Source organism: Chitinophaga sp. G7 BAM 1005 (genome assembly GCF_057126945.1).
In genome coordinates this window covers 2,731,835-2,750,343 of sequence record NZ_CP181478.1, presented here as the reverse complement: position 1 = coordinate 2,750,343, position 18,509 = coordinate 2,731,835, and the positions used below count along the sequence as shown (strand labels likewise).

Here is an 18,509-nt window from a genome sequence, read left to right as displayed (position 1 = left end):
GTCATTATTTTACAATGATTTCGTGGGTGTAATTTTTATCCGTGGTGAAGTACAGGTTCACATCACAATTCTTCATGTCTGTTTCTGTTGCAAATTTGTAACAATAGTTCCACTGGTCATTGTTGGTAATAGGACGCAATTCCCAGAAACTCAGTGGCGTAGCGGAAGTCGGACGGTTGTTATCTGCATTGGAACTTCCTATCCACTCCTCACCGGCATTGCCATCACTGTCTTTCACGTTGACACGGAATTTGTAGCGCTCATCGCGGCCCCATGATTCCTGTTTGAACGTGATCAGCTGGCTCTGAATTTTCCACGTGCCGCCACCGGCGTAATTGATCTCGAATAAAAATTTATTCAGTGGCGCAAACCAAAGACCAATAGTGCCTATCTCCGTTACAGTTGCGGCGGCGTTATTGAAGTCCAGGCGTACCCGATACACTTTAGTACCTGCGGTCTGTTCACTTTCGCCACCTTCTTTTACGGCTGTACCGGCAATGGAATACACGTCCGGTGTTCCGGTGTTCCTGCTGGTGAAATGATATTTACCGTTTTTGAGAGATGTGTAAATTTCGTATACCCCCGGAGCTGTGGATTTCAGCTTCAGGGCTTTCGACAGGTCAGCGCCCGCCTCGGTAGCTTCACCGGTGAGGTACACATCTGTGGGGATCTCCGCAAAACCGTTGGGTCTTTCTACTTCAATGGTTTTTGTTTCGGCTGCCTTCTGGATATTATATCCTTTGGATGCCAGCACTGTCCATATCAGTTTGCCGGTGGCCAGGGAAGCGATACCCGCTTTACCTGCTACACTGTTCAGGTCTTTATGCGACAAGGTCAGTTTGTTCTGTACGCCACCGCCATCAGAAGAAAATTTTGCCACAGGAGAAGAGAAATCGCCGCCTGCTTTATCAAACGCCACTTCATACTGCACGAGAGAACCATCTTCAGCACGCGCCTGATCCCATTCAAAGCTCACGGTAGCGCTGGTAGTAGGCTGCAGCTTGATGTACTTGTTGTCCAGCGGGGCGGTGAGTTTAGGCACCGGCTGCATATTGGTGTTGAGTGAATAATCGTCTTTCTTACAACTAAAGAATAAAACACTCAGTATGATGATCAGATATTTTTGCATGTTATTACAGTTTTAGGTGGAAGGATATTACCAGTCTTGATTTTGTGAAAGATTCTTATTCTGATCGCGTTCTACGGTTGGCACCGGCCACAGGTAGTGCTTTGGATTTGTAAACAACCTGTTTTCCACGATGATGTAACCGTTCGGATCTTTATTGAAAGCGCCGGAAGTTACTTTGATGCCTCTTACCGGTCTGTTCATCACTACATCGGCGGTTTTCCAGCGACGTATATCATAAACACGCAGTCCTTCAAATGCCAGCTCAGATCTTCTTTCCCGGCGGATCACGGCACGCTGCTGATCCTGGTTAAGCGTTGCATTAAACTCGGTGGCGCCTGCATCGTTAAAGCCGGCACGCACACGGATAGGCTGAATGGTTTGATTCCATACGGCCGCATTCATTTGCCCCAGCTCATTCTTTGCTTCTGCATACATCAGCAGTACATCGGCATAACGGATCATGATCAGGTTTAATCCCGAAGCGTAGTTGGTAGCTGCGCGGTCGTAGTATTTATAGAAGTAATAACCGGTGGGAGAAGCACCCTGATCATCTACCGTATTGGTAGCAGGTACAGAACCCGGCTGTGTAAGAATGGTTTGTTCCGCTCCTGCAAAATCTATTACTTTAGATCCATGATGCAGGATAGTAGCCTCAAAACGATGGTCCCTGTTGATATACGGCGTGTTCTCACTATAACCGGAACCGGCTTCCCCAATGGCTTTACCGTTGGTCATGATGTAATCATTCACCAGGTCCTGGGTAGGCACCAGTACGCTTCTTAATGCAGCAATGGTTTGCGGCATAAAGGAACGTTGCTTGTCGTATGTTCTGCCACCGCCATATTGCAGGTCCAGGATTACTTCACTGTTGTATTCATTGGCTACGGTAAACAGGGTGCTGTAGTTGCCAAACAAAGCATAGGTACCATTCTCGGTTTTACCAATCAGCTTTTCGCAATCAGCTGCCACGGCGGCCCATTCGCTGCGGAACAGGTGTACACGCGCGCTCATGGCTATTGCAGCGCCACGGGTAATACGGCCACGGTCGTTCTGCGACTGTTGCGCATTAGTGGGCAGATCCTTCTGAATATCCGCCAGTTCTGCTAATATAAACTCCTGGATGGTGTTCTTATCGGTACGTGCAATAGTGCGGGAAGCATCAATGGTGATAAGGTCTGTATAAAAAGGTACATCACCATACCAGGCGGTGAGCTGAAAGTAAGCGTAAGCACGGATAAAGCGGGTTTCTGCCAGGATGCGTGCTTTCAGCGCAGCATCCATATTCGGCACACGGTCGATGTTGGTGGTAACGGTATTGCACCTACGAATAGTAGTGTAATAATAAGACCAGGTATCTGATACACGGCCATTGGCGCCATCATAACCGCCGTTGGCAATAGCGTTTACGTTGATCAGCCCACCGCCGCTGTTATACGCATTATCACTCAGCGCTTCATCTCCAAAATAATAATCATCTTTTGAAAGATGTTCATAACAGGCAGTCAATGCATCAAGGGCATCCTGCGAATCACGCCAGTAGGCAGTTTCAGTAAATTCCCGGGTGATCGGCTGATCCAGTTTACGGCAACTGAACAATGTGCCGGCCATTAATATTGATAAAACTAATTTCTTCATACAATTGATTGTTTAGGCATCAAAACTTAACATCCAGACCAAAAGCAAAAGTGGCCGCATTCGGATAATTACGTCCTGCAATAGGATTGTAATTAGACATGGACAACTTATCATCAAACTGTGTAAACTCAGGATCCACGCCTATTTCACGGAAGCGTTCAGGCATGATCGTTATCAGGTTCTGGCTGGTAAAGTATACCCGCACACCCTGGATACGCGCCCGGTTCACTAAAGATGCAGGCAGGTTGTATCCCAGCTGGAAATTTTTCAGACGCAGGTATTTGGTGTCAAACAGCCAGTAATCGGAATAAGCGAAGTTGTTGGCATCTGCAGAACCGATGGTTAACCGTGGGTAGGAAGCGCCCGGATTGGTAGGCGTCCAGCGGTCCAGGTGCTGCACCATTGCGTGGTCTTCGTTGTTGTGGAATGCCTCCACGATATCGCCTCTCAGGAACTGGGAACGCTTGCCCACACCCTGCCAGAACATGTTAAGGTCGAAGTTTTTCCAGCTTACGCTGTAGTTAAAGCCAAAGGTGTAACGGGGAAAAGGATTACCAAAAATGTAGCGGTCGTTTTCATCGATCACGCCGTCTTTATTACGGTCTATATATCTCACATCTCCCGGCATTACCTGTTGGTTGTAGGCAAACGGCACTTTAGGCGCGTTCTTTATATCATCCAGGTTCTGGTATAATCCGTCGGATTTATAACCGTAGTAAGAAGCGATAGGAAATCCTTCTTTAATAATAAAGGTTACGTCAGAACCACGTACGGATTCCTGGCCGAATTTAATCACCTTGTTCAGGTTATCGGCGAGGTTAAAGCCAAAGTTATGGTGGAATTTACCGATGGTCAATCTGTAATTCACTGCCAGTTCCCAGCCTTTGTTATTTACCTTACCTACGTTTTCCAGCGGAGCGGCAGTACCTGCGGTTCCCGGTACCGTCTGGAAAAGATAGATCCCGTCTGTTGTCTTATTAAAATAATCGAAAGACGCTGTTAATGCACCTTTAAGGAAATCTGCATCGATACCATAGTTGCTCATGGTAGAAATTTCCCACTGCAACAAGTCGTTGTAAGTAGAGAAAGTATTACCGGGAGCAATGGAATTATTAAAGGCATAATTGGCGTTATTGATGCTTACCCTTGAGAGATAGTTAAATCCTCCGATGTTGGAGTTACCCACCTGTCCCCAGGAGTAGCGCAGTTTAAAGTTGCCGATCTTATCCTTTACTTCTTCCATGAAGGCTTCATCTGTTACCCTCCATCCCAGTGAAAATGCCGGGAAGAATTGCCAGCGGTGGCCCGGAGCCAGCTTGGAAGAACCGTCGTAACGCCAGGTTACTTCCGCCAGGTATTTATCGTTGTAAGCGTAGTTAAATCTTCCGAAAAGAGAGTTGAGTGCATAGAGATTCGGGTTTCTTATGTCGTTATAAGTACCGATATCCCTGTAATCGTAGGTGCCATCCGGTTTAGGAATATAGCCGCCACCGATAGCCCAGTCGTTGTCCAGGTTAGTAGTACCATAACGTTCTGCCATAAAGCCGTAACCTTCGTTTATCGCATCGCTGCGCACACCCACCTGTCCTTTTACATAATGTTTGCCAAACGTATTTTCATACTCTGCAGTAGCATATACGTTAGTTGTGAGGTCTTTGTACTCCTCGTTACGCTGTTGATTGTACAACGGCGGTGTAGCAGTAGTATAATAAGGGGCATAAGTGAACTTATTAGTACGCACGCTGGTGTTGTCTATATTATAGTTACCGGATGCATTAACGTTGATCTTAAAATGATCCGCCGGTGTAATCACTACATCGATCCCTCCCATCAGGTTATCTACTGTTCTCATTCTGTACCCGGCCTGCGCCAGTAAAGCCATTACGCTGTTGCTGGTCAGCGGAGGCACTACCCAGTTACCGAGAGAATCTTTTACGGCTGTAGTACGCGGTACGCGCATCGCATCACGCATCAGGAAGCCGATGTCAGATACCTGTGTGCGGTAATTGGAACGGGTGTAAGCTGCGTTACCGCTTACTTTCACATACTTGCTTACATCTACCGATACATTGAGGCGGGCGTTATAGCGTTTGTAGTAAAAGTCCTGCGGCACATATTTATTCTGAAGCATATTGCCCTGATCAAGGTAACCGAGCGACAACAGGTAGCTGCTGGTTTTGCCGCCACCGCTTAAACTCAAATTGTGGCTCTGCTGCGGCGTGTATTTACGGATCATTTCGGTGAGCATGGCGGGTTCGGAACCACGGTCGTGCCACGACTGTATATCGCCCGGTGTATACTGCGGCGTTTTACCGGAGTTTACAAGGGCTTCGTTTTTCAGGGTCATGTACTGCCATGCTTCCATCTGCCGGGGTAGTGTGGTAGGCATCTGCCAGCCGTACATACCATTGTAGGTTACCGAAGGATGATCATCTTTCTTCCCTTTCTTTGTGGTAATATAGATCACGCCATTGGCGGCCTGTGAACCGTAGATAGCGGCAGATGCAGCATCTTTCAGTACAGAAATGGTTTCCACATCGTAGGGGTTGAGGTTCTGTAAGCCGTTGGTACCTGCCTGTACCCCATCAATGATCACAAGCGGCTCGTTGCCGGTTAAGCTACCTACTCCACGGATGTTCATCGTCATTTTTGCACCGGGTTCTGCAGTATTCTGCTGCATGATAAGGTTAGGCGCCTGCCCCTGCAAGGCCTGGAACATATTTACTGCCGGCCTGCTGGTGATATCTTTTGAATTAATGGTGCTGATGGACGCAGTCACCTGTGTTTTCTTTTGCTGGCCATAAGCTGTTACCACGATCTCTCCGAGGTCTTTGGAATCTACGTTCAGCATAGCAATGATGCTGGTTCTTCCGCTGATGGATATTTCGGATGATACATACCCTACAGAAGAAAACACCAGGGTACCGTTAGCGGCGCTGGCGGGGATTTTCAGGGTATAGTTGCCTTCTGCGTTGGTAACGGTGCCAAGGCTCATTCCTTTTACGCGAATGTTGGCGCCGGGAATGGTTTGACCTTTGTTATCCACCACGCGGCCGGTAATGGTAATATCCTGCTGCTGATCACCGTTGACAGTAAGATTACCACGCTTCAGGATAATTTTATTGGCGATGAATTCATAGTTGATTTCAAGTGGCAGCAGGATCATCTGCAGTACATCATCCAGCTTGTTATCCTTTACATTCAGGGATATTTTTTGTGCGGCTTTAATATCATCGTTGGAATACACGAAAACCAGGGAGGTTTGTGCTTCAATCTTTTCCAGTACCAGTGCAAGGCTGGCATTATCAACCTGCAGACTGATCAGTTGGTTCATTGCCGGAGGTCTTTCCCGTTCCTTTACCGGCTGATGTTGCACCTGCCGGCGTACCCCTGCCGCATAGGCTACCTGCGCATGCAGATCCAGCACGCTCAGCAGCGATAAGCAGATTATCAGCGACAGGAAAGGCGGACGAAAAGAAGGTTTGTATAATACCTTTCTCATAACGTAGTGGTGATTAAAAATGAATAAATATTGGTGTTGGCTTGATGTTTATTATTCTCCTATAACTAATGTTGAATCGGTGATGCGGTAGTGGAATGCTTTTGATTTACTGAGGTAGTACATAATATCTTCCAGGGAGTTATTATGGAAAGCCCCCGTTAACCGGTACTGTTTGGGTGCATTGGCTTCAAACGCTACCCGTTTGTTGAAGTTGCGTTGCAGGCTGGCGCCGATTTCCTCCAGTGTTGCGTTTCTGAAAATAAGCCGTCCTTCTGTCCAGGCTTTATCTTCCGACCCGATGGTATTGCCTTTGATCAGGGTACCGCTGCTGGCGGTATAGGTTACTTTTACATCAGGCGTTACCAGGATGGTATCGCTGATCTTTTTAGTGCCTTCATAACGGGGAATGAAGGCCACCTTGCCTGTTACCACGGCGGTTTGCACCGGTTCATTTTCATAGGCCCGGATATTAAAAGAGGTGCCCAGTACTTTGATGGTACCCTTTTTCAGGTGTACAATAAACGGACGTTTGGCGTTGGTGGCTACATCAAAAAATGCCTCCCCTTCGAGGAAGATCTCACGACTATCGCCCCGGAACTTTTCCGGGTAAGTGATCACACTCTCTGCATTGAGCCAGATCTTACTGCCGTCGGCCAGTTCAATAAACGACCGGGTAGCCTTGCCGTTACTGCGTTTCACCCATTGTTCCCGTCCGGCATCCGGTGTTTGACGTGTAGCGTTAAAAAACCAGAGGGTGCCAACCGGTAACAATATGGCGGCAGCAACAGCAGCTACCCATTTCCATCTCCCGGATCTCTTAGGCTCCATCGGATGGATGTTAGTCGTTTGTTGTTTTATTTTAGACAGCGTCCGTTCCAGGGCCTGTTCCGTGTTTTCGGCCGACAGGTGCAGCGGATCTTTAAAATAGTGGTGGAGGTGATGATATTTCTCTTTCGGTACCGGGTACTGTTCCAGCAGGGCATCCAGCTCCGCCAGTTCTCCAGGGGTCGCAGCTCCCGCCAGTTTACGGGTAACCAGTAAGACGAAATGTTCTTCGTTAATCATAAAATGGAATCGTGTTCAGGTATAAGGACAGGTAGCGGAGGGAAAACTACTTACAAGCGGGAAAAAAAAAATTTTACCGTGGTCGCCTTCGGCGACTGGAAATTGTCCTGGAGCAGGATTACACTGATTATGCTGATTTTTTTGATTGATATTGTAAGATTTAAAAAGATTAAGGGAGATAAAAGCGAATAAATCAACTTTTATCTCCCTTAATCTTTTTAAAAATCTAAAAAAATAATCTCAGTGAAATCAATATAATCAGTGTAATCCTGCTCCAAGACAATTTCCAATCGCCGAAGGCGATTCCTCGCTTAACACAACATCCGGCAGGAGATAGCCAGTAAAATGATCAGCGGGGGCAATACGCCTTTGGTTTTGCCGATAGCACCCAGCCCTTCATTCAGCCGGCGCATGGCGCGGAAAAGCTGTGTTTCCACGGTTCTGGGAGAGATATTGAGGATTTCGGCGACTTCCTTGTATTTGAAGCCGTCTTCCTTGATCAGCTGAAAAATGCGGCGGCATTGGGCCGGCAGCGAGGACACGATCTGGTCCATTTTAAAACGCATCTCCTTCCATTCCAGGTCGCGCTCCAGGTCGATGCTGTTACGCAGGTCAGCCGTATCAGAACCGGAAAGCGGTACAATGCGCAGATGGGAATATTGCTCCAGGTAATTGAGTGAGTGATTTTTTACGGCTACAAAAAGATATACCTCCAGGTTGGATACCTCCTCTATTTCCTTACGGCGGTTCCAGAGTTTCACAAAAACATCGGACACTATTTCTTCTGCCGCCTCCCTTACATGTACATACCGGATACAGAAATGTAACAAACGGTCGTACAGATGACGGAACAAACGGGCAAATGCCTGTTCATCATCATAACGCGCAATCTGCATCTGCCATTCACTAATCTCATCCATCTTCATGTGTATGCTAAAACGTTTTTTCTTAGTGGACAAAAAAAACGAGAATATGAAGTTCTCTTTTGTTGTTCGGGTTGTTTATCGTGAAACTTTGGTTGATATCATTACAACGACAATGTTATAAAAAAAGATCAATATAAACAATTATCCCTAGTGACATATAAATAAATCTACATTCAATAGTGCGTTTATTCAATACCAGCAGGGATTCCGCTTACACCCACCCTTCCTTTACCGCCTTCACCACCAGCTCGGCTGCCGATTTGATCCCCGTTTTTTTCAGCATGTTTTTACGGTGCTTGTCAACCGTAAGCTTGCTGATATTCAAATGCGTGGCGATCTCCCGGCTGGGCATACTGGCCAGCACTAAACGGAGGATTTCTTTTTCTCTTTTGGTAAGGACTTCCCGGCTGGGAGTGAGCGTTTTCCTGATTTCCACATTGTTAAAGGAAGGTTCTCCATCCAATCCCACAAAAGACAGTACCGGCCGGCCGGTGGGTTTCAGGTGGGTAATGTCTGTATGCACACATAAGGTGCGCAATACGGCGCCGGTTTCATCGTGCTGTATGCAGGTGGCCTGCTGCAACATCCGCAGATATTCGCCGTTGGCTTTCCTCACCCGCAGATCGTAGCGCACTTTATACTTCAACACTTTCTCCGGCGGCAGCCGGGAAAAGAAATCCACTGTCGCCTGCTCAAACTCAAGGAAGCTGGCCACGTCTTCGGGGTGAATACGCGACATCATCTCAGTAATCGTACATTCATCCGCGTTATAACCCAGTACTTCGGATACGCCCGGATGCATGTAGTCGAGTTCTCCCCTTACCGCATTAAATATAAAGTAGTAGCACGCCCCCACCTGGAAAAAGCTGAGCACCTTCCTGTGTACTTCCAACTCCAGCGCCAGATCCGGCGGGTCGTTGCGTTCAGCCAGTATATTCCAGACCTTCCTGGTTTCTTCATAAATGCGAATCTTCATGGTACGAGGGAGATATTACAAGGTAAACCGTAAACAGACCTGCCAAAATGAACCGTTGGCGGGCGTTCCGGCAACGCCAACTAGCTCAGCAGATTAAAAGATACAAAAACAATTGTGATACTTATGCATATCAATGCAATCAGGAAGGTATAATCTGCCACCTGCTCCAACCGCTCACTGTATTTTCCATCCCTGCTCTTCAACGATAAAAAAGACAACAGGCAACTCGCCATCAACAGCATGGCGGCTATCCCGGTGCAATCATCTATAATGGTGGCATGATTAAAATGCGCTACTTTAATGGAAGTGAGTACGATCAGACAAAAGCCCAGCAGATTGGTGGAAGTGTTCAGTATGTGCGGCGACTTACTTTGATTTGCCATAATCCTATATTAAATGTTAATCAGGATTAACTGTTAATCACTTATTAACAATAACTCCTGCATTGCAAATGAATAAATTTTGTTGATAGTTTAGGGTCCTGATAGCATATCTTATGAAAAAAATAACACTTATCGCATTGTGTTTGCCCGCATTCATGAGCGCCCAACCTGCAAAATATATATTAAACGGCAAACTGACCAAACAGAACGGACCCGCCAAAGTGTACCTGAACAAAGTAGTGAATGAAGCCCTGGTGGTAGACTCCGCGGAGGTACAAAACGGTGAATTCCGCTTTGAAGGTACCCTGGAAGGTCCCATACGCGCCATGCTCATCCTCAATACCAAAGGAGGCGGCATCGATTTTATGCAGCTCCCCCCGGATGCGGATACCCGGATCTTCTTCCTCGAAAAAGGAAGCACCAAAATAGTGATCAACGAACGCGTGAGCAAAGCCCGTATTTCCTCTCCACTCAACGAGGAAGAAATTAATTTCAACAAGTCCATGAAATCTGTCCTGAAATCTGTCCGCCAGCTTTCAAAAGAATACAACAGGGCGCCGGCCAGCAAAAAAGACGACAAAGGATTCCAGCAACAAATGGCCCTGCGCTACCAGGTATCCTATGAAGCACAAAAACTCCTTCAACATAAATACATCGCCGAAAATCCCAACTCCTTTTTCAGCCTTATGGCACTGGAAGAACTGGCCGGCCTGGATGTAAACCCAGATATGGTGGAACCTATCTTCCTTAAACTCTCCGAAGAAATACGCAATACCACCGAAGGAAAAGCCTTTGCAGAAGAAATTGCCCGGGCCCGGAGCCTGACGGTTGGATCAGATGCCCCCGACTTTGAAGTGCCCGATATAAACGGGAAAATGGTGAGACTGTCCGACTTCAAAGGCCAAACCGTATTCCTGGATTTCTGGGCCTCCTGGTGCGAACCCTGCAGACGCGAACATCGCAAGATCCTCGAAGCCTACAAACAGTTCAAGGATAAAAACTTTACCATTATCAGCGTGGCACTCGACCCACCGGCCGACCGGAAATATTTGCTCGAGGCCATTAAAGAAGACAGCATGGTATGGACCAACCTCGCCGACCCTAAAATAGATAAAAACCAGGCTGCCAGGGTATATGGCGTGAAGGCCATCCCGCAGAACTTCCTGATAGATTCTACCGGCATGATCTTTAATAAAGACCTCTCCGGAGAATCACTCTACCAGCAATTAAACAGTTTACTGAACAAACAGAATGAGTAAAAAGCCATACATTTGCCCTTGTTAGTTATAAATATAATTTATTGTAAATATATAATACATGAACAAACAGCCCCTGTTCTGGGCCGCTAATCTCAAATTATTACGGACACGAAAGAAGATTTCCCAACAACATTTATCGGACTTACTTGGACTGAACCGGAACAAGATCACCGCACAGGAAAGCGGTAAAACGCGCAATCCCCGGATGGACGACCTGGCGCTGATTTCCGGTTATTTCAAAATAGACCTGGACCTCATGGTAAAAACAGACCTTTCGCAGCTGCCGGAAGAACAACTCCAGGAGCTGGAAGCCGGCAAGAAAGTGGACCTAACAGGCAGGCATATACGTATTCTCCCAATTACGGTAGACAATAGTAACGAAGAAAACATGGAGTTTGTACCGGCACGCGCCAGGGCAGGCTACCGCAGCGGCTTCAGCGACCCGGCATTTATTTCGGCATTGCCCAAATTTACCCTGCCCGGTTTACCCAGGGGCAAAACCATCCGCATGTTCCCCATCAGCGGCGACTCGATGGAGCCTATCCCGGATGGCAGTCATGTTATTGCGCAATACCTGCAGGACTGGTCCCACTTAAAAGATAACACCGCCTGCATCCTTGTGCTGAAAGGCGGAGAAGAAGAAATTATATTTAAAGTGGTAGGCAACCACGTTAAACAAAACGGTACCTTATCGCTGCATTCACTAAACCCTCAATATGAAACAGTAACCGTAGCGATTGAAGAAGTACTGGAGATATGGACTTTCATAGGCTATGTGAGCAAACAGTTCCCGGAACTGAACTAAATCAACCCCGCCAGTGCAAGACTTCCCGGTGGAAGATAGTGGAGGGTTTCCAATTCCTCCAGTGCCTTAATATTTTTGAATGCGCCATTGGCGACCAGGATAATCCGGTCGCTGGTGGCGATGATGTTACGATAATCATGATCAGTGATAATAAAGCCTTTTGTAGTCCTGTACGCATGAATAAGGGCAACAATCTTTTCTTTGACCAATGGATCCAGCCCATTAAAGGGCTCGTCCAGCAGGATGAATTTTGCAGGTGAATTTACCAGTAACAATATCTCCAGGTACCTGCGTTCACCGCCGGAAAGAGAAAATATATTTTTAGAGAGATGTGGTAAGATGTATTCATCGGCCAACATATTTCTCTTGTCACTATTGCTGTCCGCATAAAGGCGGATGGCTGACTTTACGGTTAAGAGATCCGGCAGAAAGTTCTGCTGCGGCAGATAAGCCATCAGTCCTTTTACTTTATAAGGAGCATCGTACTTTTTTCCATTGATGCTGACGTATTTATGGTGAGAGGAAAGGGCGCCAAAAATGATCTTCATAAAGGTGGACTTTCCACAACCATTTCTTCCTAAAATCCCAATCACTTCTCCTGTTTTACATCTCACAAAACAATCAGTCAGTATTTCCCGGTCACCGAAATACTTGAAAACGCTATCGGCCTGCAACTCATTTTGTATCATGCGAAAATATATTTAATCAGCCCGTAAACCGCCAGTACGGATACATTCAACAGGTATGCCCCTCCTATCAGTTGCAATTTGGAAAACCCCTTATTGTAATAAAAGTAATACCGGTTTTCATAGGCCAGTCCGAAGAAAAACACCGATAGCAGAAAGCCGCCTGTAAACAGGGAAAGAGCAAATCCACGCAGAAATCCTTCCAGCTTATCATGACCTGTTAATCCGAATAACCCAGCCAGCAGGGAAAACGGAATATTAAAACTATGAATAGCCTTGTAGTAATGAAATAGCATTTTCATGCAACCTGGTTTATCTAAATATAAACCGGTGACTACAAAAAAACGATGCCGGTTGCCCCGCATCGTTCTTTTTAACATATCTTTCTGAAGATCCCTTTACTTATAATTCTCCCGGAACGCCTGCAATGCCTGTTCCATCCGTACCTTCAGCTTTTCACCCTGCGGCCCGTCGCCTGGCCTGGCAATATGAAAAAGCGCCAGTGCATTGTTTTCTTTCAGCTCCCGGCTGCCTTTGTCGCTCTCCGCTATGTGTACTACCGGGCCGTCAAATTCCAGCCCGATATAATAGTCGTAGAATACGCCTTTGATGGAGCTTACCGGCGCGCTCAGGCGGTAAAGGCTATAACTGTTTTCCACCGGGTAGCGGAAGGTCACCGACAGGATACCGTCTTCACTCACGCGGAAAGACGACTCAATTTTTGCGCCCGCCTCTGTGAGATAGGATAACTCCGGCGGATATACGACGGCGGCTTCGTTGAGTATTTTGGTAAATACGGCGGCTGCTTTAGCCTTGCTTCCCACGTTGGCTGCCTGTTGCGCAAAGCTGTGGATGCTGAAAATAGTCAGCAGGATGCCGACAAATAAGTAGCGTTGTTTCATAGGTATAATTTCCGGATAGGTAGTTTGTTTATACCTGTAAATATAATATTTTTAAACTATATATCTATCCTCCGGAAACGGAGTGGAAAAAATTCCTGTCTTTGTATACCTGCAGGGAGATACAGCCCGCCGTGAGACCCGCTTCTTTTTAATATTGTTTACAATCTTTTAAATTTCATTAACAAGTTATTTTTCTCTTTCATACTAATTTCATCTTCACATTCAGAGACCTGTGACTTGTTCAGAAAATCGATTTAGCAAGATAAGAATTTTATCAGACCAAAAGTAAATCAGTAACAGAAAAAGGAATTTATCAGGCCAGCATTCAGCCATCGGAAATAACGATGGTATTTATCAAATCAAAATCAATCAATAACAACGCATACGTTTAGCAATATTTATTCCGGGCATAATACGTCAACCAATACCATAATAACAACTGGGTAATCAGCATTCCAGTATCATTCATCAGTTTCAAATCAATTTACATGACTGTTAATTTTACACAAAACAGCCGTAACGGCGCTGTTATGTTATTAACGTTCTGCCTCGCCTTCCTATGCCTGAGAGGTACCGCACAGGTAAAATCTGCCTCCACACAGATCACCGTATCAGGCACAGTAAAGGATGGTTCAGACGGCAACCCATTGCCGGGCGTATCTGTAAGCATTTCAGATACCAAATCAGGCGCTATCACCAACCCAGATGGCAGCTACACGCTCAAAATGAATCCGGGCAGCACACTTACCTTCAGCATGATGGGCTACCTCCCCTACTCGGTAACAGTAAAGGAAGCCAACACACACCTGAACGTAGTATTGCCGGTAGACAAAAAAGTGTTGAAAGATGTGGTAGTTATCGGTTACCAGGAAACATCCCGCAAAACAGTGACTGCGGCCGTGACTTCCATTAATCCAAAAACATTACTGGATGTACCCACACCTACCTTCGACGCCTTACTGCAGGGACGCGCACCCGGCCTGGATGTACAGAACTATTCCGGCGAACCCGGTGTAAGAAGCAACGTGGTAATGCGCGGTAACACCGCCGTAAGCCGTAACATCAACAGCGATTTTACCAGCAACGCCGGGAAGGCCAGTCTCGCCCGCGCATTGAGCGGCCCCCTTTACGTAATAGACGGCGTACCGCAAACCACGGAAGACATTGCCGCCATCAATTACGGCTCCGGTACCAACACCGACGTAATGGCCGGCATTTCCATCAACGATATTCAAAGCATCGATATCCTCAAAGATGCCTCCGCGGCTGCGATCTATGGATCAAGAGGCGCAGGCGGGGTGATCATCATCAAAACAAAAAGAGGCATCTCCGGCAAACCGAAAATTGATTTCGCTACCTATCATGGCTTCACTGAAATGCCGCAGCTGGATAAAGTGTTAATCGGCGCAGAAGAACGCCGCGCAAAAATGGAGCTGATCAACCACTACGGTAACTGGGGTACCCTGAGAAATATTCCGCAGGTGCTGACCGATAGCCTCAATCCCGCTTTCAATAACGCCAACGATTACCAGGGCGGTATGTATCAAACCGGCCGGGTGGACAATTACGACCTCTCCATTTCCGGGGGTAATAACCTGATCAATTACCGCTATGGCCTCAACTACTATAGTGAAGATGGCATCATCCGGAAATCAGGCCTGAAACGTTACAGCTTCAGCAGCAGCACCGGCTTGAACCTCTCTCCCAATGTACAGATCAATACACAGATCCGTTATTCAAAAATAGACCGCCCGAGATCTATTAATGATCTCTCCGGCGGCTACGGTCCCTTCAATGGCGGGTACTATGCCTCCAACGCATTGCCTACTTCCCTGCTGTATATGACCGATGCCAACAAAGACTTCATCTTTGGCAACACCACCAGCAACACGGATCAGAACAGCAACGACAACCTGTCTATCAGCCCGATCATTGAATGGAAGATCTCCAGCAAATTCAACTTCACCACGGTGATCTCCTTTACACAAACCAACAGCCGGATGGACTCTTACACCCCCGGCGCTGTAAGGAGAGACGGAACCGGTAAAGCCACCAGTTTTGTTGATAAATCCAACAACTACTTAATGAGCAATACCCTCCAGTATACCACCACGCTGAATACCAATCACTCGTTCAACTTACTGGCCGGTCAGAATACAGAGTACTGGGAATACCGGGCTACACAGTCCAGCGCTATCGGCATTCCGAATGACCAGATCCGCACCGTTACCGTGCTCAATAAAAACCTGGCTGATACCCGCTCCGACCTGTTACAGAGCGGTATCCAATCACTTTTCTTCAGGGCCAACTACGGCTATAAAGAACGTTACCTGTTATCTGCCGTAATCACCGCAGATGCCTCTTCCCGTTTTGGTAAAAACAACCGCTGGGGTTATTTCCCTTCCGTATCCGGTGGCTGGGTGATCAGCGACGAGCCCGCCCTGAAATCTGCCAGCAGCTGGCTTAGCCTGTTGAAATTGCGCGCCAGCTATGGCGTGGCCGGCCGGCAACCGGATGGTGGCGACAACTACCTTTCTTATAATACCTACCGTATTGGCGCAGGTGATTTTCCAGGCAGCACCAATCCTGCTACCGGAAATAATTATGGCTTTGCATACAACGGTATCCCGGCGGTGTCCCTCGACTTCGACAAAGGACTCACCAACAATAACCTGAGCTGGGAAAAGAGTACACAAAGCAATCTTGGTTTGGATGTAACCTTATATAACGGCAGGTTTAATGTGGTTGCCGATGCTTATATTAAGAATACCAACGGCGGTATCTTTAACCTGAATGTACCCGTAACCACCGGCTACTCCATCCTCACCGCCAATGCCATCGGCATACGCAACACCGGTGTGGAAGTGCAGTTCATTGCCAACATCCTGAAGCCATCTTCAAAATTCCAGTGGCAGGCGTTATTAAACCTGGCGCATAACGATAACCTGATCACTTCCCTGCCAAACGGCGGCCGTGATATTTATCTCGATAAATACCTGCTCCGCCAGGGACAGCCACTGAATTCATACAACGTATTCAACAAAACAGGCATCTACTTTACAGATGCAGATGTACCCGTAAATAAAGCAAGCGGATTGCCGCTCAGTTTCTATGGCTATCCATTTAAAGGTGGCGACCCGATCTGGCAGGACTCCAACGGCGACGGTATCCTCGATAATACCGATTACATACCAGCTGGTAACCCTAACCCCAAAGTAACAGGTGGTTTTGGTAATACCTTCAGCTATAAAAATTTCACGCTGTATGTATTCTGTACTTTCACGGCAGGCCGTAAAGTATTCAACGACTACCTCGCCGGAAAGCTCTCCCAGCTGGTACCTACGGATGATGGCGATCCCGATCCCTATCATTCTCTTTCCACCCATTCCATGCCTGACCTGAGTAATATTAACTACTGGAGAAACCCGGGCGATAATGCCACCTATCCCAGCCTCAGTTCCGTAAACGGTACCCATTACAAATATGCGATGGTGAGTTCTGCATGGATTGAAAGCGGCGCCTACTTCCGGGTGAAAAACGTATCCCTCTCCTACTCCTTCAAACAGGAAGTGCTGGATAAAATTCACTTCAGACGTTTAAGGATCTATGCGCTGGCCGACAACCTGTATATCTTCAAACAATCTAAAAATATACCTGATCCCGAGCAGGTGGATGCCTTTGGAGTATATAGCGGCAGTGGTTATCCCATTCCCAGAAAATTCACCCTGGGACTGGATCTTAGCCTTTAACCATAAAAAAGAAAATCATGAAGAAACAACGCTTATATATCGCTTATGCAGCTGCTGTTATTTCTGCAGCTACCCTGGTGTCGTCCTGCTCCAAAATACTGGACCTGGAACCGCATAACTCTACTTTTACCAGCGCTTATTTTTCTACGGAAACAGATGCCAAAACATCGCTTGCCGGCGCTTACGCCATCCTGCGTAATATCCTGATCCGCGATAACTCCTGGCATAAATACGGAGACATTGTATCCGGAGAACTGAGTATCGACGGGGGCCGGGATAATGGCAACTTCAATATTTCCAACGGCGAATTTGTTGGCCTCAACGTAGGCAGCGGCAACTGGAACTGGCAACAATACTACCAGCTGCTGCAACAGGTAAACCTGATCATCAATAAAGTACCCGGTATCGACGACAGCAAATTCACGAATATCAATAACAAGCGGCATGTGATTGGCGAAGCCTATTTTCTCCGCGCCTTTACCTACTTCTATATGAGCAGGATTTGGGGAGATATACCTTTGAAACTGGAACCGGACCTGGATGTATCTACTGCAAAAAACATCCCGAGAAGCCCGGCCGACAGTGTATGGAAGCAATGCCTGGCCGATCTTGAAGTAGCTAAACAAAACCTGGATTTTGGTTATGAAGATGAATCTGAACGTGCGGTAAGAGCCAATAAAGGGGCCGCATTTGCCCTGCAGGCACATATCCTGGCATGGAAAGGCGATTACGCCGGTTGTGAAGTAGCCGCGAATGAAGTGATCACCAACGGCGGTTATACCCTGATCGATTCTGCCAATTACATGAAAGTATTTATCGGCAAAACACAGGAAGGCATTTTTGAAATCAACATCAACGACGGCCAATCAGAAGGAATTTCCCTCGCCACCAATGGCGGTGCAGGCGTTACGCTGATGATGCCGTTTATTGACGGAAAAGGATATATAGAATGGCCGGTGAATGAAAACTACCTGTCTATTTATGACGACCGCGATAAAGATATCCGCTTCAAAGACTTCTTCTACGGACTTGGCGGTAACCAGGGACAGATCATCAAGTTCTCCAACATTGCCTATGCCGACGGCTCTGCCAAAAAAGATCCCCGCATGACCAACAACCTCACCATCTTCAGACTGGCAGACATGCTGCTGCTCAGGGCGGAGGCGCTGAGTAAACTGGGTAAGGATGGCGATGCGCTACCACTGCTTAACAGGGTACGCGAACGCGCAGGATTGGATGATTATGTTGGCGCCGGTGAAGAACTCGCTACTACCATCCTGGAAGAACGCCTGCGGGAACTCTTCTACGAAGGCCATGCTTATTACGACCTGGTGCGTAACAAAAAACTGACTTCGTACAACGAACATTTCCCCGGCGATCAGTTTGAAAACGGCGGCTGGTTATGGCCCATTGATCCCAACATGTTCAAAGACGATTTCACCCTTACACAAACTCCCTACTGGAGAGGTAAACTCTAACCCATTAAAATCAG

At 47.1% G+C, this 18,509-nt stretch carries 14 protein-coding genes; 4 read left to right on the top strand and 10 right to left on the bottom strand.

The window, feature by feature from the left end; translation table 11 throughout:
- Nucleotides 1–4: 4 nt before the first annotated feature.
- The 7 genes from ACMXI2_RS10860 to ACMXI2_RS10830 form a co-directional block, all read right to left on the bottom strand.
- Nucleotides 5–1,129, bottom strand: coding sequence for a SusE domain-containing protein (locus ACMXI2_RS10860; RefSeq protein ID WP_483781615.1), 1,125 nt, complete (start codon nucleotides 1,127–1,129; stop codon nucleotides 5–7).
- Between the two features lie 27 nt (nucleotides 1,130–1,156).
- Nucleotides 1,157–2,764 (bottom strand): RagB/SusD family nutrient uptake outer membrane protein, encoded by a 1,608-nt coding sequence (locus ACMXI2_RS10855; RefSeq protein WP_483781614.1) that lies wholly within the window; start codon nucleotides 2,762–2,764, stop codon nucleotides 1,157–1,159.
- A 19-nt stretch (nucleotides 2,765–2,783) separates the two neighbouring features.
- On the bottom strand, nucleotides 2,784–6,266 hold the full coding sequence (locus ACMXI2_RS10850; RefSeq protein WP_483781613.1) for a TonB-dependent receptor: 3,483 nt from the start codon (nucleotides 6,264–6,266) through the stop codon (nucleotides 2,784–2,786).
- 51 nt (nucleotides 6,267–6,317) lie between these two features.
- On the bottom strand, nucleotides 6,318–7,331 hold the full coding sequence (locus tag ACMXI2_RS10845) for a FecR family protein (RefSeq protein ID WP_483781612.1): 1,014 nt from the start codon (nucleotides 7,329–7,331) through the stop codon (nucleotides 6,318–6,320).
- A 311-nt stretch (nucleotides 7,332–7,642) separates the two neighbouring features.
- Nucleotides 7,643–8,257 carry an RNA polymerase sigma-70 factor gene (locus ACMXI2_RS10840; protein WP_483781611.1) on the bottom strand — a complete coding sequence of 205 codons (615 nt, stop codon included), beginning with the start codon at nucleotides 8,255–8,257 and terminating at the stop codon, nucleotides 7,643–7,645.
- Between the two features lie 211 nt (nucleotides 8,258–8,468).
- Nucleotides 8,469–9,233: a LuxR C-terminal-related transcriptional regulator gene (locus tag ACMXI2_RS10835; protein WP_483781610.1), complete on the bottom strand. Its 765-nt coding sequence runs from the start codon at nucleotides 9,231–9,233 to the stop codon at nucleotides 8,469–8,471.
- Between the two features lie 80 nt (nucleotides 9,234–9,313).
- On the bottom strand, nucleotides 9,314–9,616 hold the full coding sequence (locus ACMXI2_RS10830; RefSeq protein WP_483781609.1) for a hypothetical protein: 303 nt from the start codon (nucleotides 9,614–9,616) through the stop codon (nucleotides 9,314–9,316).
- Nucleotides 9,617–9,729: 113 nt separating this feature from the next.
- Here ACMXI2_RS10830 and ACMXI2_RS10825 point away from each other — a divergent pair, with 113 nt between their 5' ends.
- Nucleotides 9,730–10,875 carry a redoxin domain-containing protein gene (locus ACMXI2_RS10825; RefSeq protein WP_483781608.1) on the top strand — a complete coding sequence of 382 codons (1,146 nt, stop codon included), beginning with the start codon at nucleotides 9,730–9,732 and terminating at the stop codon, nucleotides 10,873–10,875.
- Between the two features lie 58 nt (nucleotides 10,876–10,933).
- Nucleotides 10,934–11,680: an XRE family transcriptional regulator gene (locus ACMXI2_RS10820; protein ID WP_483781607.1), complete on the top strand. Its 747-nt coding sequence runs from the start codon at nucleotides 10,934–10,936 to the stop codon at nucleotides 11,678–11,680.
- Here ACMXI2_RS10820 and ACMXI2_RS10815 read toward each other — a convergent pair.
- The 3 genes from ACMXI2_RS10815 to ACMXI2_RS10805 form a co-directional block, all read right to left on the bottom strand.
- Complete coding sequence (locus ACMXI2_RS10815) at nucleotides 11,677–12,369, bottom strand: ATP-binding cassette domain-containing protein (protein WP_483781606.1); 693 nt, start codon at nucleotides 12,367–12,369, stop codon at nucleotides 11,677–11,679. The two genes, ACMXI2_RS10820 and ACMXI2_RS10815, sit on opposite strands and share 4 nt — an antisense overlap.
- Nucleotides 12,366–12,668 (bottom strand): hypothetical protein, encoded by a 303-nt coding sequence (locus ACMXI2_RS10810; RefSeq protein ID WP_483781605.1) that lies wholly within the window; start codon nucleotides 12,666–12,668, stop codon nucleotides 12,366–12,368. The genes ACMXI2_RS10815 and ACMXI2_RS10810 overlap by 4 nt, the downstream gene beginning before the upstream one ends.
- 96 nt (nucleotides 12,669–12,764) lie before the next feature.
- Nucleotides 12,765–13,268: a hypothetical protein gene (locus ACMXI2_RS10805; protein ID WP_483781604.1), complete on the bottom strand. Its 504-nt coding sequence runs from the start codon at nucleotides 13,266–13,268 to the stop codon at nucleotides 12,765–12,767.
- A gap of 488 nt (nucleotides 13,269–13,756) precedes the next feature.
- Between ACMXI2_RS10805 and ACMXI2_RS10800 the strand changes: the two genes are divergently transcribed.
- Together ACMXI2_RS10800 and ACMXI2_RS10795 are read left to right on the top strand one after the other, a co-directional pair.
- On the top strand, nucleotides 13,757–17,017 hold the full coding sequence (locus ACMXI2_RS10800) for a SusC/RagA family TonB-linked outer membrane protein (protein WP_483781603.1): 3,261 nt from the start codon (nucleotides 13,757–13,759) through the stop codon (nucleotides 17,015–17,017).
- A gap of 17 nt (nucleotides 17,018–17,034) precedes the next feature.
- Nucleotides 17,035–18,495: a RagB/SusD family nutrient uptake outer membrane protein gene (locus ACMXI2_RS10795; RefSeq protein ID WP_483781602.1), complete on the top strand. Its 1,461-nt coding sequence runs from the start codon at nucleotides 17,035–17,037 to the stop codon at nucleotides 18,493–18,495.
- Nucleotides 18,496–18,509: the final 14 nt, after the last annotated feature.

What these genes read in the sequence shown, in the direction of transcription:
- ACMXI2_RS10845 (WP_483781612.1), bottom strand. Translation starts at nt 7,331, where the DNA reads ATGATTAACGAAGAACATTTCGTCTTACTGGTTACCCGTAAACTGGCG.
- ACMXI2_RS10820 (WP_483781607.1), top strand. Translation starts at nt 10,934, where the DNA reads ATGAACAAACAGCCCCTGTTCTGGGCCGCTAATCTCAAATTATTACGG.
- ACMXI2_RS10815 (WP_483781606.1), bottom strand. Translation starts at nt 12,369, where the DNA reads ATGATACAAAATGAGTTGCAGGCCGATAGCGTTTTCAAGTATTTCGGT.
- ACMXI2_RS10810 (WP_483781605.1), bottom strand. Translation starts at nt 12,668, where the DNA reads ATGAAAATGCTATTTCATTACTACAAGGCTATTCATAGTTTTAATATT.
- ACMXI2_RS10840 (WP_483781611.1), bottom strand. Translation starts at nt 8,257, where the DNA reads ATGAAGATGGATGAGATTAGTGAATGGCAGATGCAGATTGCGCGTTAT.
- ACMXI2_RS10860 (WP_483781615.1), bottom strand. Translation starts at nt 1,129, where the DNA reads ATGCAAAAATATCTGATCATCATACTGAGTGTTTTATTCTTTAGTTGT.
- ACMXI2_RS10830 (WP_483781609.1), bottom strand. Translation starts at nt 9,616, where the DNA reads ATGGCAAATCAAAGTAAGTCGCCGCACATACTGAACACTTCCACCAAT.
- ACMXI2_RS10805 (WP_483781604.1), bottom strand. Translation starts at nt 13,268, where the DNA reads ATGAAACAACGCTACTTATTTGTCGGCATCCTGCTGACTATTTTCAGC.
- ACMXI2_RS10795 (WP_483781602.1), top strand. Translation starts at nt 17,035, where the DNA reads ATGAAGAAACAACGCTTATATATCGCTTATGCAGCTGCTGTTATTTCT.
- ACMXI2_RS10800 (WP_483781603.1), top strand. Translation starts at nt 13,757, where the DNA reads ATGACTGTTAATTTTACACAAAACAGCCGTAACGGCGCTGTTATGTTA.
- ACMXI2_RS10855 (WP_483781614.1), bottom strand. Translation starts at nt 2,764, where the DNA reads ATGAAGAAATTAGTTTTATCAATATTAATGGCCGGCACATTGTTCAGT.
- ACMXI2_RS10850 (WP_483781613.1), bottom strand. Translation starts at nt 6,266, where the DNA reads ATGAGAAAGGTATTATACAAACCTTCTTTTCGTCCGCCTTTCCTGTCG.
- ACMXI2_RS10835 (WP_483781610.1), bottom strand. Translation starts at nt 9,233, where the DNA reads ATGAAGATTCGCATTTATGAAGAAACCAGGAAGGTCTGGAATATACTG.
- ACMXI2_RS10825 (WP_483781608.1), top strand. Translation starts at nt 9,730, where the DNA reads ATGAAAAAAATAACACTTATCGCATTGTGTTTGCCCGCATTCATGAGC.